The organism is Pseudoalteromonas sp. Angola-4 (assembly GCF_028599265.1).
Taxonomy (GTDB): domain Bacteria; phylum Pseudomonadota; class Gammaproteobacteria; order Enterobacterales; family Alteromonadaceae; genus Pseudoalteromonas; species Pseudoalteromonas atlantica.
This window is the reverse complement of the sequence record NZ_JAQREK010000014.1, coordinates 90,077-112,636: the sequence shown is the minus strand read 5'-3', so window position 1 is coordinate 112,636 and position 22,560 is coordinate 90,077. Positions and strand designations below refer to the sequence as shown.

The 22,560-nt window shown below is 43.8% G+C and carries 15 protein-coding genes and 1 pseudogene; 8 read left to right on the top strand and 8 right to left on the bottom strand.

What is annotated here, in order from left to right; all coding sequences use genetic code 11:
• Positions 1 to 72: 72 nt before the first annotated feature.
• On the bottom strand, positions 73 to 3,294 hold the full coding sequence (locus PSH48_RS15445; RefSeq protein WP_273611826.1) for a S41 family peptidase: 3,222 nt from the start codon (positions 3,292 to 3,294) through the stop codon (positions 73 to 75).
• Positions 3,295 to 3,449: 155 nt separating this feature from the next.
• Positions 3,450 to 3,593 (bottom strand): annotated as a pseudogene (locus PSH48_RS15440) (5-methyltetrahydrofolate--homocysteine methyltransferase); the annotation flags it as partial.
• 498 nt (positions 3,594 to 4,091) lie between these two features.
• Here PSH48_RS15440 and PSH48_RS15435 point away from each other — a divergent pair.
• Positions 4,092 to 4,928 (top strand): alpha/beta hydrolase, encoded by an 837-nt coding sequence (locus PSH48_RS15435; protein ID WP_138611262.1) that lies wholly within the window; start codon positions 4,092 to 4,094, stop codon positions 4,926 to 4,928.
• Positions 4,929 to 4,950: 22 nt separating this feature from the next.
• Here the strand turns inward: PSH48_RS15435 and PSH48_RS15430 are convergent, their stop codons facing one another.
• The 6 genes from PSH48_RS15430 to PSH48_RS15405 form a co-directional block, all read right to left on the bottom strand.
• Positions 4,951 to 5,853: a homocysteine S-methyltransferase family protein gene (locus tag PSH48_RS15430; protein WP_273611825.1), complete on the bottom strand. Its 903-nt coding sequence runs from the start codon at positions 5,851 to 5,853 to the stop codon at positions 4,951 to 4,953.
• Between the two features lie 166 nt (positions 5,854 to 6,019).
• Positions 6,020 to 6,265 (bottom strand): DUF3297 family protein, encoded by a 246-nt coding sequence (locus tag PSH48_RS15425; protein ID WP_024034014.1) that lies wholly within the window; start codon positions 6,263 to 6,265, stop codon positions 6,020 to 6,022.
• 83 nt (positions 6,266 to 6,348) lie between these two features.
• A complete protein-coding gene (locus PSH48_RS15420; protein ID WP_024034013.1) occupies positions 6,349 to 7,353 on the bottom strand; it encodes a YeiH family protein in 1,005 nt (334 codons plus the stop codon).
• Complete coding sequence (locus PSH48_RS15415; RefSeq protein ID WP_004586031.1) at positions 7,353 to 8,348, bottom strand: TauD/TfdA family dioxygenase; 996 nt, start codon at positions 8,346 to 8,348, stop codon at positions 7,353 to 7,355. Before PSH48_RS15415 ends, PSH48_RS15420 begins: the two co-directional genes overlap by 1 nt.
• Positions 8,349 to 8,357: 9 nt before the next feature.
• Positions 8,358 to 9,320: an aldo/keto reductase gene (locus tag PSH48_RS15410; RefSeq protein ID WP_029773103.1), complete on the bottom strand. Its 963-nt coding sequence runs from the start codon at positions 9,318 to 9,320 to the stop codon at positions 8,358 to 8,360.
• Between the two features lie 216 nt (positions 9,321 to 9,536).
• The gene (locus tag PSH48_RS15405; protein WP_029773102.1) at positions 9,537 to 10,286 is read right to left on the bottom strand and encodes a GntR family transcriptional regulator; all 750 of its coding nucleotides are present in this window, start codon (positions 10,284 to 10,286) and stop codon (positions 9,537 to 9,539) included.
• A 170-nt stretch (positions 10,287 to 10,456) separates the two neighbouring features.
• Between PSH48_RS15405 and PSH48_RS15400 the strand changes: the two genes are divergently transcribed.
• The 7 genes from PSH48_RS15400 (at position 10,457) to PSH48_RS15370 (ending at position 22,342) form a co-directional block, all read left to right on the top strand.
• Positions 10,457 to 11,224, top strand: a complete 768-nt coding sequence (locus PSH48_RS15400) for a sulfite exporter TauE/SafE family protein (RefSeq protein ID WP_004586028.1) — start codon at positions 10,457 to 10,459, stop codon at positions 11,222 to 11,224.
• A 107-nt stretch (positions 11,225 to 11,331) separates the two neighbouring features.
• Positions 11,332 to 13,392 (top strand): glycoside hydrolase family 31 protein, encoded by a 2,061-nt coding sequence (locus tag PSH48_RS15395; RefSeq protein WP_273610160.1) that lies wholly within the window; start codon positions 11,332 to 11,334, stop codon positions 13,390 to 13,392.
• Between the two features lie 101 nt (positions 13,393 to 13,493).
• Positions 13,494 to 15,233, top strand: coding sequence for a solute:sodium symporter family transporter (locus tag PSH48_RS15390; RefSeq protein WP_273610161.1), 1,740 nt, complete (start codon positions 13,494 to 13,496; stop codon positions 15,231 to 15,233).
• A 212-nt stretch (positions 15,234 to 15,445) separates the two neighbouring features.
• Complete coding sequence (locus PSH48_RS15385) at positions 15,446 to 17,872, top strand: TonB-dependent receptor (protein WP_029773063.1); 2,427 nt, start codon at positions 15,446 to 15,448, stop codon at positions 17,870 to 17,872.
• 211 nt (positions 17,873 to 18,083) lie between these two features.
• Positions 18,084 to 19,667, top strand: coding sequence for an alkaline phosphatase (locus tag PSH48_RS15380; RefSeq protein WP_029773064.1), 1,584 nt, complete (start codon positions 18,084 to 18,086; stop codon positions 19,665 to 19,667).
• Between the two features lie 11 nt (positions 19,668 to 19,678).
• Positions 19,679 to 21,466 (top strand): alkaline phosphatase, encoded by a 1,788-nt coding sequence (locus tag PSH48_RS15375; protein WP_024034005.1) that lies wholly within the window; start codon positions 19,679 to 19,681, stop codon positions 21,464 to 21,466.
• 162 nt (positions 21,467 to 21,628) lie between these two features.
• Complete coding sequence (locus PSH48_RS15370) at positions 21,629 to 22,342, top strand: hypothetical protein (RefSeq protein ID WP_029773065.1); 714 nt, start codon at positions 21,629 to 21,631, stop codon at positions 22,340 to 22,342.
• Positions 22,343 to 22,560 lie beyond the last annotated feature (218 nt).

Here is a 22,560-nt window from a genome sequence, read left to right as displayed (position 1 = left end):
CTCGAATTATTAAAAAACCCTGCAAATTTGCAGGGTTTTTTTTGGTATTAGTTAATATTGCTATATAGCAAATTAAAACTTAGACGGAGCTGGTGGCACCACTAAAGGTTGCTTAGGATTTTCTTTAAGCTCCTTTAATAACTCTTGTACAGCACGCTCTATCGATGGATCTTGGCCTTTATAAATAAGCTCTGGGCGATCAACCACTTTAATATCAGGAGCAACGCCTTCGTTTTCTATAATCCAGTTACCTTGGGTATCTAAAATACGGAATGTAGCAGCAATTACTTGCCCGCCATCTACAAGAGCAGGGTTGCCAGAAATACCAATTAAGCCACCCCACGTACGCGTACCAATTAGCTTACCTAAACCCGCTTGGCGGAAGTAGTAAGGAATTGCGTCACCGCCTGAGCTTGAATAGCCGTTTATTAGCATTGCTTTAGGACCGTCGTGCGCAAACTGTGGAGTTTTAGTCGGCTCGGTGCCTCGGCGTTTCCAATAGTTAAGTGGTTTACGTGCAAGCCAGGTGATCATGTGCTCAGGAATATAGCCACCGCCATTGTAACGGTCATCAATAATCATGGCGTCTTTGGTGGTTTGCGGCATGTAATTTTTAAACATGGCGCGGTTACCTTCATATGCGGTATTTGGCAGGTGCACGTAGCCAATACGCCCGTTTGATAGCTTATTAACGTAGGCTGCACGCGAGTTAACCCAATCTAAATAACGCAGGCCTTGCTCACTGGCTACAGGTTTTACAGTTACTTGCCACGCGCCTTTGCTACGCGGTTTACTGTTTAGCACCAGCTCTACTTGCTCGCCTTGGGTGTTTTCAAGGAGTTCGTAAAAGTTAGCCACGTCTTTAACCGAGCGGCCGTTTACCGCAATAATATAATCGCCGTTAAGTGCTTTTACGCCTGTGGTGCCCAGCGGTGAGCGGAAATCGTCATGCCAGTTTTCACCTTTGAAGATTTGCTCTATTTTTACGTAACCCGATGGATCGCTTGCAAGCTTAGCGCCTAATAAACCGTGGTTTTTACGCTCGGCTTTTGGCATATCGCCCGATTGCACGTAAATATGACCTGAGTTAATTTCGCCAGCAATTTCGCTAAGTACGTAATCAAGGTCGCTACGGTGGCTAATAGCATCAGCCATAGGTTGGTATTTAGCTAAAATAGCATCCCAATCTTGACCGTGATGGTTTTCGTCGTAGAACCAGTCACGCAATGTGCGCCAGCCTTCTACGTACATTTGTTGCCACTCAGCTTGCGGGTTGATTTTAAGCGTCATTTTGCTTAAATCGAGCTTGTTGGCGTCTAAGTCTTGCTTGGGTTTAGGCTCAATTAAGCTGTAACCGCCACTTGTATGTACAAGCAGGTGCTCGCTATTGCTCGATATAGTGTAATTGCTAACGCCTTTAGCCACGGTTTCTAGCTCGCTATCGTGTTCGGTGCCTATAAGTTGTAATCCGCCATTAGCAAGTGTAAGCACGCCGTCTTTTACTGCGGTTAAGCCACGGTAATCGCCCGCTGGTGCATTAAGCGCGGTAACACGTTGCATGAAGTCGTTGCTTTGCAGTGCGTTTTTAACTTTTTTGTCGTCTTCTTTTTCGTCGTCATCATCTTTTACAATCGTGGTTTCATCACTTTGTAAGGCAATAAGCGGTTTAACACTGTCGTTTACTGCAGCCGCATAAATACGGGTGGCGCGGTTAAACATGTAGTCAAACTCGTAACTGCTAAACGCAAGGTTAAAGTCGCGCTCAGAGCTAAAGTAAAGGTATTGGCCATCTGGCGAAAAGGTTGGGTTTTGCTCGTTACTCATTTCGTCTGTTAGGCGCGTTACCTTTTCTTTTTTAAGGTTGTAGTGCCACAGTGAGGCATAACGGTTTTCGTTATTTTTAACATACACAATGTCTTGGCTGTTAGGCGACCACGTATACTGAGTAATGCCGTCTTCGTCGTAAATGCCGGTATCAATTTTGTGTTGCTTGCCCGATTTTGCATCTAACCACCAAAGTGTATGGTTTTTGTCTGCAAATAATAATTTTGAGCTATCAGCTGACCAAATAGGCGTAAAACGCCAAATAGTGCCATTGCTAGTGAGCTGTTTAATGGCATTATTTTTACTGCGATCTTTTAAGTAAATTTCGTACTCGCCGCTTTCATCGCTCATGTAAGCAATGTAACGCCCATTTGGCGACCAACTTGCTTCTATTTCACGGCTCTTATCTGTGTACGATAAGTTACGCGTAGGGCCTTGTTTAACAGGTACACTAAATAGCTCGCCACGGGCTGTAAATACAGCACGTTTGCCATCGTGAGAAATCGACATAGAATCAATAAAGTCGCTCACATTTTTGCTGTACGGCATAGCGTATTGGCGCACACCTGCAATGTTAATGCTCAGCTTAGTGCTTTTTTGTGTTTTTGCGTCAAAGCGATATAAGTAACCGCCGTTTTCGTACACAACCGCATTAGGGCCTGCTGAGGGCCAAAGTACGTCAAAGTTTTTAAAGTTGGTGAGCTTTTTAGGCTCACTGCCTTTGCGATATTGGTAAAGGTTTAGTGTGTAATCACGATCAGATACAAAATAAATGTTGTCGCCAACCCAGGTAGGTTGCTGATCGGTTGCACGGTTAGTAGTAAGTTGCTCTGAGGTGTTATTTTCTAAATCGTAAATCCATACATCTTGCGCGCGCCCGCCACGGGTGCGTTTCCAGGTACGAAACTCACGGTCAATGGGCGTATAAACATACTTGCTACCATCTGGGGAGAGCATACCGCCGCCAGTTTCTGGAATGGCTAAAGGCTGCTCAAGGCCACCGTCGGCAGGGACCATATAAGGGCGACCCATACGTTTGCCCCATGGTGTGCGGTTTGCTCTAAACACCACATTTTTACCATCGGCTGTCCAATCTAAAACGCGGTAATCAAAGCCACCACGCGGCGGCATTGGGCCAACATCGTTGTAGTATGTAAGCTGCTTAAGGCCTGAACCATCGCTGTTAATTACATAAACTTGGCGGCTGCCGTTATACTCAGCCGAAAACGCAATACGCTTACCATCAGGAGAAAACTTAGGAAATGTTTCAAAACCAATGTGGTCGGTTAAACGTTTGCTTTCGCCGGTTTGTGTATTAGCAATATAAATATCGCCGCTGTAAACAAAGGTCACGTTTTGGTTATGAATATCAGGAAAGCGTAGTAAGCGAGTGTCTTTAGTTTCATAGGCCGATACGCTCGGTGCAATAACCGCAGCCAAGGCAAGCGCCAATGTTGTTAATTTTTTCATGGGATGACATCCTATATTAATAGCTGTTACATCATAACAATAAGGTTATAAATAGCGATGCACTTGCGATAAAAGGTCTGTTACAAAATGTGAATAAAAAAAGGTTGGCATTAAAACGCCAACCTTCAAGGGAGTACTCTTTTTAAAGAGTGAAATTAGTGGTCGTGATCGTCGTCTTCTTCCTCTTGCGCAATACCAAGCCAAGTAATTGCACTAGGAGCAAAAGTAAGCTCAACCTCACTTTCAATTTCTAAGTCTTCAAGGTGTACTTGCATAACGTGCTGAGCAATAGGGTCGGCGTTTATTGCTGTGGCTCATTGGTTTAATTACCAACAATGCCTTAAACAAAATGACGATAACTGCCCGTGTTCAAGGGCTGAAACTGATCAGGCAGCTTAGCGTTATCAGTGCTACAAACAGCTAACATGTAGCACTGCCTTTCAATATTTAACTTTGTTTTTTAATAGCCTAAAGCTAAAAGTGAGTTAAAGTAGTCATCCAATAATGGTTTATTATGCTTGGCTTAGGCTAGGGCGTGCTGATCTTTGCGGATTGAAATTTGTTCAATCTAGGGGCGATTAAATCGCGGCGCGAGGTTTGCAACCTAGTGGGCTAAGTAAAAACCGAGTAACAAAGAGTTTATCGCCCCTAGGCAGAACCCGAAGGTCAGCGCATGTTTGGCATTTATGCTGCGTTATCGCCTATTTATGGGGAGTAACCACACTTCATAGGCTCTGCCTTGCCTAAAAACCAAACATACTGCTGCAAATTCAACCATCAAGGATCAACACGCCCTAATGAATACTGCTTTAAAATCCCTGCTGTTACTTTGCGCTTTTATGTGTTTTAAATTAAGCGCAAATACCCCCTACCAAATCCCTAGAAGTAGTGTTATTGAACTCACTGAGCCTATGACCAATCGGGTATATCCTGTTTTTATTCAGCTCCCTAAGTCATATAAAAAGCACCCTGAAAAAATATATCCAGTTATTTATTTAACCGATGCACCGTATACGTTTCCTATTGTGGCAGGTGCTACACGGTTCCCTATGAATAGCGGTAAAATGCAACAGGCTATTATAGTGGCCATTAGCTACGAAAAAGGCTCTAGAGGGTCTAATAGCCGAATTAGAGACTACACACCAAATAAGGCGCAAAGCTGGAAAAAACAAACCGGTAACGCGCAAAACCACGCGCTGTTTTTAAAAAATACTGTATTGCCGTTTATACAAAGTAACTACCGAGCAAGTAGCACTCAAAAAACTTATATAGGTAATTCTTTAGGCGGTTTATTTGGTGCCACTATTCTATTTACGATGCCCGATTTATTTAACAATTATATAATTGGCAGCCCATCAGTTTGGTTTAATAACAATGCGATTTTAGCGCTACAAGCACATAAGCCTAAAGTGCCTACAAAGGTTTATATATCGGTAGGGGCAAAGGAAACCCCAAGCTTTGGTGAAGGGCAAAATATGGTGGCAGGGGCAAAGCAATTAACGCAAAAAATTAATGCACTTAGCAGTGAAAATATTGAATTAAAAAGCGTTGTTGTTGAAGGGGCGAGCCATGCAACGGCATTTCCTACTACAGCAATACAAGGGCTTGATTGGGTAACAGCAAATAAGCCCTAATATTTATAAAAGCACTAAAAGCTTAAGCGCTTTCAAGTTCCTGTTTCCAGTTTACTAATACTTCAATAAATTCTGGGCCTATACCACAGCAGCCGCCAATAATGCTTGCGCCTTGGCTGTACCACGTTTTTGCAAAATCTAGGTATTCTGCAGGTGAAATATCACGATACGCCTGCGAGCCTTCGTTGGCTTTGTAATCGCTTGCGATAGGTGTAAAGCCATTAGCAAACCCGCCTAAAACAACGCTTTTATTTTGTTTAGCTAATACTGCGTTGGTATCGCTAAAGGCTTGCTCTATAACCTCAGGGATTGAGCAGTTAAAGAAAATACCAGTAACATTTTGTTCAAGCAAAGCCGCTACAGCGTCACTTACCAGCTCACCAGAGCGAAGTGTCGCTTGCTCGCTTACCACATCATTTAAGGTAAATGCGTAATAACATGGCTTGTTTGAGCCTTTAAGTACATTTGCCATAACGTGCGCTTCTGCAATGCTCGATATGGTTTCGCCAATCCATACATCTACGTGCTCGTCTTGCGCCTTGTATAGCGTATCTAAAATAGTAAAAGCGCGTTCGCTTTCAAATAGCTCTGGGCGGTAAGAGCCAAATGCTGGTGGTAATGAGCCTGCTACTAATACATTTTGTGTAGCCTTTTGAGCTACATCTTTTGCAATAACGGCTGCTTGCTGCGCAAGGGCTGAGCCTTGAGCTTGGTATAGTGCTTCACCTAAATGAAAGGGCACACAGGCATAACTATTAACGGTAATTATTTCAGCGCCTGCATCTATAAAACCTTGGTGAGCCTGCGTTACAAAATGTGGGGCTTCTATTAGTGCTTGTGCACTCCACAGTGGCTGTGTAAATGGTGCGCCAATGCGTTTAAGCTCGCGCCCCATGCCGCCATCTAAAATAGTTACTTTATTCATAAAGGATTTCTATACAACTAAACAATATGGCGCTATTCAACCATAATTTTTTTAGATTCATAATGAAACTTCGTCACCTTTAACATGAAAAAAGCTCAATGCTTTTTTACAGGCATAAAAAAAGCGACATCTCGCAAGAGAGTCGCTTATTTAAGTAGGCTAAACCTTACTTATAAAATACGTCTACCGTGCCTTTTACTTTCATAAGTAAAGGTTGGCCGCGGCGGTCTAGCGCTTTAGGCGCGGCAATTTTAATCCAACCTTCGCTAATGCAGTACTCTTCTACGTCAAAGCGTTCTTTGCCATTTAAGCTTACGCCAATTTCGTGTTCAAACACTTCTTCTACGTAATGCTTGCTACGTGGGTTAATAGAAAGCTGATCAGGTAATGCTGGTTTTGTTGAATCGGTCATGGTTTTAATCTTTATTAAAAAGTGATGCGCTATTGTAGGCAATCCACTCAATACGCTCAAGGTTTAATGCTTAGCTACTCAACTTAGCTACACAATACAAAGCCAAGTATTAACAGTGCTATCCAAATGGTTTCGGCAACAATCATAATTATTGGTTTTAGGCCCACCTCGGTGAGTTTGCCCAGGTTTGTTTTCATACCAATGGCGGCTATGGCGGCAATTAAAAAGAACCGAGAAAGCTCATTTGTGGTTTCAAGCACAATAGCGGGTAGGTTAAAGGTGCTGTTTATAATCATTAAAATTACAAAGCCAATTAAAAACCCCGGTACTTTTGGCAACTCGCCATGGTTACCTTTATTTGAGCGATTAATAACCACCATCATAATAAGTACTACAGGCAACAGCATAGCCACGCGTACTAGTTTGGTAAGTGTTGCTATATCGCCAGTTTCGGGCGATACCGAATAACCGGCACCCACTACTTGAGCTACATCGTGTATGGTGCCACCTAAAAATACCCCGGCGTTATGTGCATCAAATTCAAGGTAGTTAACCACAATAGGGTATAAAATCATTGCAATGGTCGACATGGCCGTTACGCCAATTACGGTAAGTAAGGTATCGCGCTCTTTATGCTCGCTGTTGGGCATAATAGATGAAATAGCCAGTGCTGCCGATGCACCACAAATAGCAACTGAGCCACCGGTGAGTGCGCCAAAGCGTTTTTGTAACCCAAATACCCGGGCAAGTACAACCCCTAAAATAATGGTGGTAAATATAGCGCCAGCTAACATTAGCGCTGTTTGCCAGCCCAGTGTAATTAAATCGCCCAGTGCTATACGGGTGCCAAGTAATACAATGCCTACACGTAAAACCGTAGTACCGGTAAAGTCTATGCCTTTAGCGCACGGGCTGTCGCTTTGATATAAAAACGACACCGCCATCCCCAATAATAAAGCAAACAACATAGCGGGCGCGCCATAGTGTTCACTTAAAAATAAGGCAGCAAGGCCAGTCATTGCAGCAATGCTGGCCCCTTGCCATAACGGGGAAACTTTTACCTTTAATGCACCGGTTAAGCTTTGCATTAGGCGTTAGCTGCTGTCAGTGCAACAAGCACTTGGCGTTTACGCTCGCCAGTAAATGGGCGACGGCCATGCATAGCCATTTCGTTATCCACTAAGGCTACATCGCCATCTTGCCATGCTAAATCAAAGGTAAATTCTTTTGATAGCTCAACAATTTTTTCAAGCCCTTGTTTAGGAATAGCACTGCCATCGCCAAAGGTAATAGCAACCGATGGGTTTTCGCGAACGCCTTTCCAGCCCATGTAAGCGGCAATAAGTTGGTTATAAAAAACCTGTACGCCGTTTTCAAGGGTAACTACCGCAGGTAAAACCGGAGTAATTGCTTTTAAAGAGCCATCTTCTAGCCATTCCCACTCGTAACCTAGCTCGGTAAGTTTGCTGTGTGCTTCTTCTTTGGTTTCAACACTTAGGGTGCTTTTCCAGCTGCGGCCTTGGCCCGATGTCGCATCGTCGGCTGCGGGCATGTAAGTGGTGTACTTTAAGCCTTTTTGCTCAAAGTCATCGGCTAATTGGCTATCAAATTGCTTTAAAGCGCTAAATAATTTATCTGAGCGGCAAAGCGGTGTCGCGCCGCCTTCCTCAGCTGCCGATTTACAAAAAAAGAACAGCTTACTTGGCGAAATAGGCGTTTGTGCCATTTCGTGATGAAGGTAAATTTCTACATCTTTGGGGGCTTCGTTAGCGGTAAATACACGCTCGGTAAAATTAATACGTACCGCGTTAGATAGCGACTCTTGGTACGTAAAGTTGTCGTAATCAAACCCCGCTGAAAACGTATCAAAGGTTTCGGCGCTATCAACAGGAAAGCCTCTAAACAATACAGCGCCTGAGCTGCGTAGTTTTTTAGCCAACTCGCTTTTGTTAGCGCGAATAAAAGCTACCGCTTCTTCAACGGTGCTGGCGTTATTGTTATTAACTACAATGCACGGAAAAACCGAGTCATCAAACGTTAATTGAGTAGGCACTTGGGCATAGTTAAGTTCGGTAGCTGACATTTTATTATCCTAATCGTAAATAGGGTGAAAACGGTTAAAGGCAGCTTCACAAAAGTGCCCAGGGTCGTTAAAACGGCGGTTGCTATTAAGCGCAGAAATTTGCGCCATTTCTTGCTCTGTTAATTCAAAGTCGAACAGCGCGAGGTTTTCTTTCATGCGTTCAAATTTAGAGGTTTTAGGTATAATGGCGGTGCCGCGTTGCACACCCCAGCGCAGTACAACTTGTGCTGGTGTTTTGCCATGATTTTGCGCTGCAGCTTTTACTACGCTTTGCTCAAGCACCGACTCAGTTTGATCGGCCATTTCAAGCTCAAGGTACGAAAGCGCACCCAGTGGTGAAAATGCCGTAACCGGAATATCGTACTGTTTTGCAAGCCTTACTAAGCGCTCTTGGGTTAAATAAGGGTGCGACTCAATTTGCAGCATGGCGGGTTTAATTGTGGCGTAGGTCATTAAATCGTGAATAAGTGCGCTTGAGTAGTTACACACCCCAATGCGTTTTGCTTTGTTGTTATGTACTTGCTCTTCCATTGCTTGCCACGTTAAGTGTAGCGGCACTTTTGCCAGCTCCATTTGTGGGTTTTGTGCATCTGGGTCTACAAACCACTCTGGTGGGTAGCGCGTTTCGATTGGTACAAACGTTTGCGCAATCGGAAAGTGAATTAAGTATAAGTCGAGGTAGTCGAGCTTTAAATCGCTCAAGGTTTTATCAATGGCAAGCTCTACATGCTCTGGCGCATGAAAAGTATTCCATAGTTTTGATGTTACCCATAATTCTTCGCGGGTACATAGGCCGTCTTTTATTGCTTGAGCAATGCCATCGCCTACTTGTTCTTCGTTACCGTAGTCTGATGCGCAATCAAGATGGCGGTAACCTGCTTTAATAGCTTGGTACACCGTTTGCGCGCAATCTTCTTGTGCTACTTTCCATAAACCGAACCCGACTGGCGGGATGTTATTTAATGAACTCATTGGGAATTCCTGTTAAAATTGCATAATGACTTTGGTCTTGTATAAGACATAAGTTATTATACGAATCTAACAGTGTCAACACTGTGTTAACCGTAAGAGAATAAATGAAAGGTGTTAAAAAACCTACAGGCAGCAAAAAGGCAGCGTTTGCTGCCTTTAAAAAATATTTAATAAGTATGCGCTAATATAACTTACACGCGGCTAAAGCGCGGTTAATTAATCAAGTTCTATTTGGTAGTGGTAATGATCGCTACGGCATTTGCTTAAACGGTATTCAATGCGTTTACCTTCGATGGATTCGGTAATGCGCGATACCAACAATAAAGGGTCACCGGTTTTAATAGCGAGCATTTTAGCGTCGGTTTCATCTGCTAAAACGGCTTTAATGCTGTCTTGGGTTTTATGCACGGTTTGGTTAAATTTGGTTTGGTAGTAATGATACAATGTGTGCGGAATATCACTACTTTGATGTATATCAGGAAAGAAACTTTGTGGTAGATATATAGTTTCGCTCATACAAAATTCGTTATCGAGAATGCGTCTGCGTACAAGCTTAGTGACTTTGTCTTTTTTATTAAGTTGCAGCGCATCAATAACATCTTGTGGTGCAGGGCAAAGCTCAACCGACAATAGCTCGGCTTTAGGTAGGTCGGCGCCTTTACCGTCGGCCTGTAGCGGAAAAAACCTAAACAGGGCATCTTGCGCGGTATGCTCAGATACAAATGTACCAACACCTTGGCGGCGAGTAACTATTTTATCGTCGGTTAATAAATTAAGCGCTTTACGCACAGTGCCTTGGCTTACGTTAAATTCTTCAGCAAGGCGAAACTCGCTCGGTAATACTTCGCCAGGTACCCAGCGTCTTTCAACAATGAGCTGTTTAATATAATCAGCCACTTGTAAGTAAAGTGGTTGAAAAGCCAAGCTTGGGCCACTTAATTTGTGATCAAACATAGAGTTACTCATTGTTATTTACCATTAAATTTAATCCACCTGTATTTATATCATAGGTGAAACTTTTTGCGCAGTTTTGCGCAAGCTCAATTAATTGTGAACTATTGCCGTGTAGTTTGTTTTTACATTATGCCTAAAAACAAATCGTTACACTACAATAGCGCACACGTAGGATATTTAAAGTGCTCAGTATTTCGTTAGAACTCATCTTGCTTATGGCGTTGTGCCTAAGCCTTGCCACCATAATGCAAACGCTTAGCGGGTTTGGCTTTGGGTTGCTGGTGGTTGCAAGCTTTACGTTGCTAGATGTTTTACCGCTCACTGCCACCACCTTTTTAGTGAGTTTATTGGGTTTAGTTAACTCAACCACTGTGGTGGTTAAAAATCGCAGTACAGTAAAAGTGCCCGAGCTTAAACTTATGTTGTATACCGGTATTCCGCTAATGCTGTTAGGTTTTATACTGCTTGAATATATGTCGGCGCATTTAACGCAGTTCTTAAACTTTATTTTAGGTATTAGTATTTTGCTATGTTGTGGCTTAATGCTAATTGGCCGTGATAGAGCAAATAAGCAAAGCGGGCGTGGCTCGTTTTTAATTGCCGGCGGCGTAAGTGGCTTGCTGGGTGGGCTGTTTTCAACGTCGGGGCCGCCGCTGGTGTTTCAGTGCTATAAACAAGCTTGGTCCATTGAGGCCATTCGTAGCACCTTACTTGCGGTATTTACCATTGGTGGCTTAGTCCGTGTTGGTATTGCCTTATTTGGCACCTTACCCGAGCTCGACATTATGTTTTTAATTGCAGCGGCCATACCGCTGGTATTATTAGTAACGCAATTTGCTCGTAAATTAACGCCTTACGTTGATGCAAAATGGATTCGTATAATAGCAATTGCATTGCTTGGCCTAAGCGGCGTTTCGCTGGTGGCAACATCGGCACCGGGCATATTTTAAAAGTAACGATGTAAATAATTCATCTTAGGGTTATTTACATTGACATGGGGATTACAATTATTTAACTTGTGTCTTATACAAGACTAATAATTGGTTAAGGAACTCCCATGAATGCATTTGAATTACGTGAGCCAGACTGGAACGCAATAGAGCCAGCACGCTTAACTGCAGAGCCTAAATTACAAGGCCATGTGCTAGTTTTACCAACTCAATTTGGCGAGGTCAGCGTTACCATAAGCCAGTTTGGTTTACGTTTAAATGCAGGCTCCACGCATGACGAGACGTTTAAAATATTAACCACCACCCCTTCAAACTTACCGCTATCACTTAATAAATTAGACCAAGGCTTTGCAGCCACCGCCGGTGAGTACCGCTTAGAATTTTACAGCGACCCTTTTTACTTTAAGCTTTATAAAAACGATAAATTAGTACAGCAATCAGCAACCGATGGCCACTTTGTGCGCCAGCACCGTTTACCGCCACTGGCCAAAACCGATAACGGCTGGATTTTAAGCCTAGAGCTTAATTACGACGAAGCCGTTTACGGCCTTGGCGAAAAATGGGGCAAGCTTGATAAACGCGGCCAGCTTATTCGCTCATACAACCACGATGCGCTGGGCGTAAACGCCGAAAAGTCTTATAAAAATACGCCATACGCATGGAGCCCAGAGGGCTGGAACTTATTTGTACACACACCAGCGCCTGTTACACATGGTGTAGGTTACGCACTTTGGTCGCAACGTGCTTATGTGTGTTTAGTAGAAGACGACGCATTAGATGTATTTTTATACCAAGAGCAAACGCCTGCACAAAGTATTAATCGCTACTGCGAGCTAACTGGTTTTGCACCGGTGCCACCGCAGTGGAGTTTTGGTGTTATTTTATCAAAAGCGTACTACAAAGATGCCGACGAGCTATTAAGTGTCGCCCGTGAAGTACGCGCTAAAAATATGCCGTGCGATGTAATTACCCTTGATGGCCGCGCATGGCAAGACACCGACACCCGCTTTGCCTTTGAATGGGACCCAACACGTTACGCCGACCCAAAACCTGTGCTTGATGAACTAAAAGCCATGGATTTTAAAATTTGCGTGTGGGAATACCCAATGATCTCGGTAAACAACCCATTATTTGCTAAAGCGGCCGAGAACGGCTGGCTAATAAAAGACAAACGCACAGGTAAAGCGTATCAATACGAGTGGGATTTAAGCCCCTTTGGCGAAGTACTTACGCCATTACCAGAGTCGGGTATTTTAGATTTTACTCATCCCGATGCTTACGAATACTGGCTGGAGTCGCACAAGCCTCTGTTTGAGCTTGGCGTTGATATGATAAAAGCAGACTTTGGCGAACAGCTAGAAGACGAAAACATGGTATCGCACAGTGGCGACAGCGGCATTAGACTGCATAATGTTTATAGCATGCTGTACAACCGCTGCGTTTATGAAGCCGCCGAAAAATACTGTAAAACAGGGCCATTTTTGTTTAGCCGCTCAGCATGGACAGGCAGCCAACGTTTCCCAGCACAATGGGGCGGCGACCCACAAGCCGATTGGCAAGGTTTAGCGGCGAGCATTCGCGGCAGCTTAGCGTGGGGCATGTCGGGCGGGCCATTTTTTGCAACCGATATTGGCGGATTTTACAAAGACACCCGCGATGCAGAGCTTTATGTACGTTGGGCGCAGGCATCGGTATTTAGTGCGCACATGCGTTTACATGGCATTGGCCCACGCGAACCGTGGTCATACACCGAGCAAGCAAGTGACGCAGTATTTGCAGCGCTTAAATTACGCTATCAGTTAATTCCGTACTTACAAGAATGTGCAGAGCAAGCGCAGCAAACAGGGCTGCCTATTCAGCGTGCTATGGCATTGGCGTTTCCTGATGACGTACTGGCACATAGTTTTGATCAGCAATTTATGTGCGGCGAAAAACTCCTTGTTGTGCCATGTGTTGTACCAAACGGTAAAGTTAAATTTTATTTACCACAAGGCGAGTGGGTGCGATTCCCTGATGGGCAGGCGTACCAAGGCGGCAAGTATTACGAAGAAACACTTGAGCTTACACAAATGGCCGTATTTGTTCGTAAAGGCGATACGCTCAAGCTAGGTCCAGAGGTTCAACACACAGATCAAGACATGAGCCAGCTAACAGCATGGCCAAAATAAAACTCGGTTAATAGCAAACACACACAACACACGTAACACACACAATAATAAAGATATTAGCTTACTTTTTACCGAGTAAAGTAAGCTAAAAGGGGCGCAAGATGGAAGGTATGAACATTACCATGACACTGCTATCGTGCTTGGCGTTTATGGCGCTGGTAGGATATATCTCGTACCAAAAAACCAAAGGGGAAGTTAACACCCAAGACGGCTACTTTTTAGCGGGGCGTGGTTTAACAGGTACATTTATAGCGGGGTCGATGATCCTCACTAACTTATCGGCCGAGCAACTTATTGGCCTTAATGGCTCAGCGTATGGTTACAACCTAAGCTCAATGGCGTGGGAAGTAACAGCTGGGATATCAACCATTATAATGGCGCTGATCTTTTTACCGCGGTATTTAGCCGGCGCGTTTTCTACCTTGCCTGAATTTTTACGGGATCGTTTTGACGATACCGTACGCCGCATGACGGTGATCTTATTTATGGTAGGGTATTGTTTTATAACGATCCCTTCTGTTTTGTATTCAGGATCAATTGCCGTTCTTAGGCTGTTTGATGTGCCCACCTTATTAAACTTAAGCTATCAGGCAAGCTTAATTGTCACCATTATTATTGTGGGCTCCGTGGGCGCTATTTACGCGGTATTCGGCGGTTTAAAGGCAGTTGCAGTATCCGATACGATTAACGGTGTTGGGTTATTAATTATTGGTATTTTAGTGCCTACCCTTGGCCTAATTGCCCTTGGCGATGGCAATTTTGCCGATGGACTAAGCACACTGGTAAACACTGATACCGAAAAGCTTAACGCCATTGGTAGCAGTGACGATCCCGTGCCATTTGGCACCATTTTTACCGGTATGATCCTCGCAAATTTATTTTATTGGGGCACCAATCAGTACGTGATCCAGCGTACACTGGGCGCTAAAAACTTAGTAGAAGGCCAAAAGGGTGTGTTGTTTTCAGGGTACTTTAAAGTGCTAGTACCCTTTATGATGATGATCCCAGGCGTAATTGCGTATCACCTTTATAAGCACGAAAGCTTACAAACCATAGATTTAGCTTACCCACATTTAGTTAAAGATGTACTGCCTCAGTACTTATCTGGGTTCTTTTTAGCGGTGTTATTAGGTGCGGTATTTAGCTCGTTTAATTCGCTGTTAAATAGTGCCGCCACGTTGTTTTGTTTAGATGTATACAAACCCATGAAAAAAGACAAAGTAAGCGACGAAAAGCTGATTAAAGTGGCCAAAATTACCAGTATTGTAATTGCTGTTTTATCGTTTATTACCGCGCCATTACTGATGTTTGCGCCAGAAGGTTTATGGCACATAATTCGTGTATTTACCGGATTTTACAACATTCCGGTCATCACAATTGTGCTCGTGGGGTTATTTACTCGCAAAGTGCCTGCACTGGGCGCTAAAGTGGCTATTGTTTTTCATGTTATTGCCTACACTTTGCTTAAATTTGTATTGGATGTAGATATTAACTTTATCCATATTTACGCCATATTATTCTTTATTGAGCTGGCCATTATGTTAGGTATTGGTTACTACAAACCTCTTGCCACACCATGGAACTTTACCCGCAAAGCCGAGGTAAACCTAAGCCCGTGGAAATACGCACTGCCTTGCGCGATTGTATTAGTGAGCTTAATTATAAGCTTGTACATACTATTTTCTCCGCTTGGATTGGTGGGTGGCACCAGCGTGTACTTTGTACCAAGCTTAATTGCTGTTTGGACTAGCGCCTTTGTGCTTAGCTGGTGGAGCGTACGCCGATGGCATAAGCGTTACCAAAGCAGCTTGGCGCATATCGGCGTTGCTAAGGTCGCATAACGCGCCGTTATATTCTTTATACAAATTTTAAATCACATTTTATTCACATAATGTTTGCAATAGAACATAAGTTTGTTTAAGTTTATATCTCTTATATAAGACATAAGAGATATAAGGAAAATAACTACAACACTCTGGCACCGCTTTTTAGCAACCCACACACTTGCTAGCGCGGTAATTTAACAGCACACACGCACAATTTGGAGAATGACATGAGAGCTAAAAAGTCCGTCTTAAGCTTGGCAGTCACGTTAGCAATGACAACGGGTTTAGCACTAAGCACGCAAGCACATGCGCAGCAAGAGCAAACTGAACAACAAGCAGAGCAAAACAATAACGACCAGTTTGAAAAAATTGTTGTTACCTCACAAAAACGAACGCAAAGCCTAAATGAAGTACCGCTTGCGGTGTCTGTGCTTAATAGCGATCAGATTGATTCGGCGTTTGCTAATAACATGGAAGGCCTGCAGTCACTTGTACCTTCGGTGAGTTTTAGAAAAGGCACCACAACCCGTAACTCAGCGCTAACAGTGCGTGGTATTGGTACTATTTCGTTTAGTATTGCTGCTGAGCCAAGTGTGGCAACTGTGGTTGATGGCGTGGTGCTAGGTCGCTCTGGTCAAGCCTTTGCCGATTTATACGATGTATCTCGCATTGAAGTACTGCGCGGCCCACAAGGTACTTTATTTGGTAAAAATGCCTCGGCGGGTGTGGTAAACATTACAACCAAAGATCCTTCGTACGATACTACCGGCAGCGTAGAAACTTCATTTTATCAAGATAACGAATACCGCTTTAAAGGTGTGGTAAGTGGCGGTTTAACCGATGATTTAGCAGCAAGCCTAACCGTATTTAAAGGTAAGTTTGATGGCTACATTGATAACGTTTACAACAACGAAAAAGTAAACGGTTACGACCGTGAAGGCGCACGTGCTGTATTTAAATACGAGCCAAGTGATGATTTAAACGTAAAATTTATTGCCGAATTTTATAACGCCGACGACGACTGTTGTGCCGATTTAGAAGCCCTACCAAGTGGCCGTAACCCAGATTCGCAAGCTGCGCCTAACAGCAACGGCATTGTTGATGGTGTTGCCGATATAGACCTAGACCAGCGCAAAGTGGATCACGACTATGAGTCGCGCACAATTGACGAACACAGCGCGTTTTCGGTACAGGTTGATAAAACCATTGGCGACTACACGTATACGTCAATTACAGCGCAGCGCTCGTGGGATAACACCGAATACCGCGAAGGCGACTTTACCTCAATTGCCGGCGACAGTAACGAGCCCGTATTTGGCGCGCCCTTTCAATTACACGACTTAGGTGCACAGCAGTGGGATCAGTTTTCGCAAGAATTTAGAGTGACCTCTAACCTAGCAGGCCCGTTTAACTATGTGGCTGGTTTATTTTACTGGAACATGGACTCGCAACGTAACTTTACCCGTGACGCGAGTTGTCAAAATAACGCAGGCCAGCTAGACGCTGCCATGGCGTATTACGCACAAAATAATTTAACCGGTGCAGAACTTGATACTGCATTGGCCGATTTAGACACTTACACGCAAAGCCTAGGTGTAAGCTGTAATGCTAACGATATTGTATCGGCAACCGCGTACATGAGCACCGAGTTTAACAATTGGGCAGCCTTTGCCGATGGTACTTACGATTTATCTGAAGATTTACGCGTACTGTTTGGTATTCGCTACACCGACGATGAAGTGTCGTACACACACCGCCGCGTAAGCAATGACGAATTTGGTCGCACCGGTGTAGGTGTACGCTCAGCTGCACTAAATACTGATGAATCAGGCAGTGCAGAAGAAACCAATGTGTCAGGTCGTTTAGGTATGCAATACGACCTAGGCGATGGCCAAATGGTTTACGGTACTTACTCGCAAGGCTACAAAGGCCCTGGTTTTAACGTGTACTATAACTTTAACCCTGATAACGATAGCCGCGAAATATCGCCAGAAGAGTCAGACGCGTACGAGCTTGGCTATAAATACGCAAGCCGCGACTTTGTATTTAACTTTGCTGTATTTAGAACCGAAATTGAAGGCTTTCAAGCCAATAACTTTGACTGTTCAGACGGCACTTGTATTACCCGTTTAACCAATGCCGGTGATGTAAGTACACAAGGTGCTGAGGTTGACTTTATGTGGGCAGCTACCGACTCACTTACTTTAACTGGTGGTATTGCGTACATTCAGGCCGAAATTGACGAGTTTAATTGTCCGGCAGAAGTAGAAGCAGGCTCATGTACTGACCGCTCTGGCTTAGATGTCCCGTTTTCGCCAGATTTAAAATACTCACTAAGTGCTGATTACTTTATTGAAACAGAGCACGACTTTAATATTCACATTAACGGCTCTTACATTTACACCGACGAGCAATACTCAGACCTACCAAATAATGTAGGCGAGTTTAACCCCGCGGCGTTACTACCTGATTACGGTATTTTAAATGCCAGTGTAGGTTTGTCGTTTAAAGATGATGCATTTAGAGTATCGCTTATTGCTAAAAACTTAACCGACGAAAGTTACGCAACAACCTACAGTGGCGACAACTTCCGTTATCAAATCCCACGTGATGCCGAGCGCTACTTTGGCGTATCGTTTAAGGCGCGTTTTTAATGTTATAAATTTATCCCTGTGTAAATTGTGCTAAGCGCAGCGTTTTTAAACGCTGCGCTTTTTTGTGTCTTATTTTTGTAATGCTTTAGTCATGTTTTTTTCATTAAAAGTACGCTTAGAGGTCACATCCATTTTCTATATTGCTGCGGTTACTAATTTGAAGCATACGCTTCAAGCAAAAATAACCACTACACTATGGGAATAATAAAGGATGAAAATTAAAAAAATTGCTGCGGCAGTTGGCTTAACGCTTATGTTAAGCACAGCAAGCCATGCCAATGTATTACCGCAAAGCCAAACAGACAATGACTGGTATACAAATGCCCAAACCACACTCGCCACAAAAACTGCGCTTGCACAAAGCCAGCAAACAACAAAAGCTAAAAACGTTATTTTGTTTGTAGGCGACGGCATGGGTGTATCTACCCTTACCGCGGCACGTATTTTACAAGGCCAGCGCGCGGGTGAGTTAGGTGAAGAAGGTTATTTAAGCTTTGAAGAGTTTCCGTACTCGGCGCAAGTAAAAACGTATAACGTAGATGCGCAAACCCCCGATTCTGCAGGCACCATGACCGCGATGATCTCAGGGGTTAAAACCGATGTAGGCGTTATTGGTGTAGACGAAGACATAGAGCGCGGTGTGTGTTCAACTGTATCGGGTAATGAGCTTTTAACCGCAACAGAGCTTGCTGAAATTAAAGGCCTAGCAACCGGTGTTATTTCAACAGCGCGTATTACCCATGCAACGCCAGCGGCAACCTATGCTAAATCGGCAGACCGTAACTGGGAAGATATCTCAGATATGCCAGAAACCGAAACTGCATGTGAAGACATTGCCTCGCAATTAGTTAATTTTGAAAAAAACCTAGAAGCACGTTTTGTAGGTACCGACGTAGACGGTCTTGATTTTGTAATGGGTGGCGGACGTCGTCACTTTTTACCAAAAGATGAAGCAGCTAATTCAGCAGATGCACTTAGCGCTGTAGAAGGCGATCGTACTGATGAGCGTAACCTAGTTACTGAGTGGCAAACACAATACCCACAAGGTACTTATGTTATGGACCAAGCAGGCTTTGATGCCATTGCTGATGATGCCACTAAAGTGTTTGGCTTATTTAACGAATCGCACATGCAATACGAAGCAGACCGCGCAAACGATATTGCCGGCGAGCCATCGCTTAGCGAAATGACTAGCAAAGCAATTGATGTATTAGGTAAAAACGAAAACGGCTTTTTCTTAACCGTTGAGTCGGGCCGTATTGACCACGCACACCACGCGGGTAATGCCTACAACGCACTTAACGGCACCATTGAATTTGCTAAAGCCGTGCAAGCTGCGGTAGATAATACCAACCCAGAAGAAACCCTTATTTTAGTAACCGCCGATCACAGTCACGTATTCACTATTGCTGGCTACCCTAAACGCGGTAACCCAATTTTAGGCCAAGTAGTTGCCGTAGGCGAAACCACACCAAGCCTTGCTGCCGACGATATGCCATACACCACAGTAGGCTATGCAAATGGTTTAGGGTTTAGAAACTTAGTTGATGAAACAGATGCCGATGCAGCATATACAGCTGGCCCAGTTGCTGGACGTGTAGAGCTTAGTGGTGTTGATACTACCAATGTTGGCTTTCACCAAGAAACCACTGTCCCTCTTGGCTCAGAAACCCATGCCGGTGAAGATATTTCGCTGCATGCAAAAGGCCCAGGCGCACAGCTAGCTCAAGGCGTAATTGAGCAAAACGTAGTATTTCATTTAATTAATCAAGCTCTTGAACTAACTCAGCAATAATGGCGGCTAACATGAACAAATTAACAGTACTTTCTTTAGCAGTAATGGTCGCGCTAGCAGGTTGTAGTGACGACGACAAAGACGAAAATAATATTCTCGCGGTAGATAACACCATTGCAGTAGGCTCTGAGCAATGTGTTAATGGCGGCGTAGAAACCCAAACTGGCGTAGATACAAACGGCAACGGCGTGCTAGATAGCGACGAAGTTACCTCTTCTAACTTAGTGTGTAATGCACCTGCTACGTCACTTACCAGCGAACAACTTGCCACCTTAACGACTAACGCATGGTATGGCGATGCACAAACAAAGCTTGCGGCAACACAGCAAGCTAATAGCGAAGTGGTTACTGAATCTGGCAAAGCGAAAAACGTTATATTATTTGTTGGCGACGGCATGGGTATTTCTACCGTAACAGCTGCACGTATTTTAGCAGGCCAGCTTGAAGGCGGTTTAGGTGAAGACTACCAGTTAAGCTTTGAAAAAATGCCGTACTCAGGTTTTGTTAAAACTTACAACGTAGATGCACAAACGCCGGATTCTGCAGGCACAATGACGGCAATGGTATCAGGTGTTAAAACCGATGTGGGCGTAATTGGCGTAGATGAAGACATTGAGCGCGGCGACTGTGCCACGGTAACAGGCAACGAACTAGTTACCTCGTTAGAGCTTGCTGAAATAGCGGGTAAAGCAACCGGCCTTATTTCAACCGCACGTATTACCCATGCAACACCTGCAGCAACGTATGCTAAATCGGCTGACCGTAACTGGGAAGATAACTCAGATATGCCAGAGGGCACTGAAGCCTGTGAAGATATTGCATCGCAACTAGTAAACTTTGAAGCCAACCTAGAGTCGCGTTATGCGGGTATTGATGTAGATGGCATTGATGTTGTAATGGGTGGCGGACGTCGCCACTTTTTACCAAAAGATGAAGCAGCAAACTCAGCCGATGCAGTAAGCGCAGTAGAAGGCGACCGTACTGATGGCCGCAACCTAGTAACCGAGTGGCAAACAACTTACCCAAGCGGCACTTACGTTATGGACCAAACTGGTTTTGATGCAATTAGCGACGATGCCACTAAAGTATTTGGTTTATTTAACGAATCACACATGCAATACGAAGCTGACCGTGCAAACGATGTAGCGGGCGAGCCTTCGCTTAGCGAAATGACCGAAAAAGCAATTAACGTACTAGATAACAACGACAATGGCTTTTTCTTATCGGTAGAAGCAGGTCGTATAGACCACGCGCACCATGCGGGTAATGCCTACAATGCCCTAAACGACACAGTAGAGTTTGCAAAAGCTGTGCAAGTGGCAATGGAAAACACTAACCCAGAAGAAACGCTAATAGTAGTAACTGCCGATCACAGCCACGTATTTACTATTGCAGGCTACCCTAAACGTGGTAACCCAATATTAGGTAAAGTTGTTGCCGTAGGCGAAACCGAGCCAAGCCTAGCTGCCGACGATATGCCATACACCACAGTTGGCTACACCAACGGTGGCGGCTTTAGAGATTTAGGCGATGAAACCGATGCCGATGCAGGTTATGCATTTGCACCTGTTACAGGACGTGTAGATTTAACCGATGTTGATACAACTTCAGCGGGCTTTCACCAAGAGGCGCTTGTACCACTTGGCTCAGAAACTCACGCAGGTGAAGATGTTGGCGTATATGCAATGGGCCCAGGCGCTCACTTAGTTACAGGCACTAACGAGCAAAGCTTTTTATTCCATGTAATGGACTTTGCAGCAGACTTAGTAACTACCGCTGATGAAAAAGTAACGCCATAAGTAATTTAATACGTACGCTCAGCACATAAAGTACGTATTAAAAATGGGGTATTTAAAAACAACTCGTACGCTGTGCGAGTTGTTTTTTTATGTCATAAAAATGCCACTGTAAATGGGTATGGTAATGCCTATTACAGTGACGTTTAAATAAGAGATAATTTAATGAAACTAGCATTATTTTTAATGGCAACACTTGCCAGTACCAGCACCCTAGCGCAGCAATGTAAAATTGATAGCGTGCATTTAAAAGCCGACTATAAAATTACCAATACTCATAAAAACGAGCAAAGCACGCAATCACTTACGCTTTGGCGAAACAACTCACAAGTTGCGCATCAGCGTGAGGTAATTACTGAGCTTTGGCAGCACTTAGCTAACAAGCAAATTCGCCCAATTCGTTATTTTAATGCTCAGCAACGCGGTATTGAATATCAGCCATCTGAGGTACGCGGTGTACAAAGTTGGAGCGCTAAAAATCAGCTGGTGGATACGCATTTAATCGAAAAAATGACCCTAGTTAACACCCAAGGCAACGGCTGCGATGAAGTAAAAAACTACACACTTTCTGAGGGCGACAACCAATTTAAACTCGCTTTATTTACCAAATCAAACTTGGTTAAAAGCTTTAGCGTAACCAATAAAAAAAGCGATACGCATACTTTGCTAAGCCTTAACGATGTAAACAGCAATAAAGCAGAAATAACCGCACAGTTTGCCAAGTGGGATCGCTTTCAAACCACCGACTACGCCGACATAGGCGATAACGAAAACGACCCGTTTTTAGCAAAAATGATCAACCTAGGCTTTATAGAACACGGCGCAACGGGGTTTTATAATCAGCAAGGTAAAGCGATTCAAGGTGGACACCACCATTAGATTTTAGATTACTTAAATGTAGTAGCTCATAGCTGGAAGAGTGACTGGCTATGAGCTAAATGTAACACTGAAAGAGCTTTCCTAAATTCCTGCCACAGATATAACCTAATCAAATTCCCTTTTTTATTTTTTCAAAATTAACCTAACTACCGAATGTTATTTTTAATTAGTAAAAATTTATACACTTTGTTACTAATATAAGTTCTCACAATAGGAAC

Coding starts and splice junctions, on each gene's coding strand:
- PSH48_RS15425 (WP_024034014.1), bottom strand. CDS start 6,265: ATGACCGATTCAACAAAACCAGCATTACCTGATCAGCTTTCTATTAAC.
- PSH48_RS15390 (WP_273610161.1), top strand. CDS start 13,494: ATGGAAGGTATGAACATTACCATGACACTGCTATCGTGCTTGGCGTTT.
- PSH48_RS15385 (WP_029773063.1), top strand. CDS start 15,446: ATGAGAGCTAAAAAGTCCGTCTTAAGCTTGGCAGTCACGTTAGCAATG.
- PSH48_RS15420 (WP_024034013.1), bottom strand. CDS start 7,353: ATGCAAAGCTTAACCGGTGCATTAAAGGTAAAAGTTTCCCCGTTATGG.
- PSH48_RS15395 (WP_273610160.1), top strand. CDS start 11,332: ATGAATGCATTTGAATTACGTGAGCCAGACTGGAACGCAATAGAGCCA.
- PSH48_RS15430 (WP_273611825.1), bottom strand. CDS start 5,853: ATGAATAAAGTAACTATTTTAGATGGCGGCATGGGGCGCGAGCTTAAA.
- PSH48_RS15375 (WP_024034005.1), top strand. CDS start 19,679: ATGAACAAATTAACAGTACTTTCTTTAGCAGTAATGGTCGCGCTAGCA.
- PSH48_RS15445 (WP_273611826.1), bottom strand. CDS start 3,294: ATGAAAAAATTAACAACATTGGCGCTTGCCTTGGCTGCGGTTATTGCA.
- PSH48_RS15415 (WP_004586031.1), bottom strand. CDS start 8,348: ATGTCAGCTACCGAACTTAACTATGCCCAAGTGCCTACTCAATTAACG.
- PSH48_RS15410 (WP_029773103.1), bottom strand. CDS start 9,320: ATGAGTTCATTAAATAACATCCCGCCAGTCGGGTTCGGTTTATGGAAA.
- PSH48_RS15380 (WP_029773064.1), top strand. CDS start 18,084: ATGAAAATTAAAAAAATTGCTGCGGCAGTTGGCTTAACGCTTATGTTA.
- PSH48_RS15435 (WP_138611262.1), top strand. CDS start 4,092: ATGAATACTGCTTTAAAATCCCTGCTGTTACTTTGCGCTTTTATGTGT.
- PSH48_RS15405 (WP_029773102.1), bottom strand. CDS start 10,286: ATGAGTAACTCTATGTTTGATCACAAATTAAGTGGCCCAAGCTTGGCT.
- PSH48_RS15370 (WP_029773065.1), top strand. CDS start 21,629: ATGAAACTAGCATTATTTTTAATGGCAACACTTGCCAGTACCAGCACC.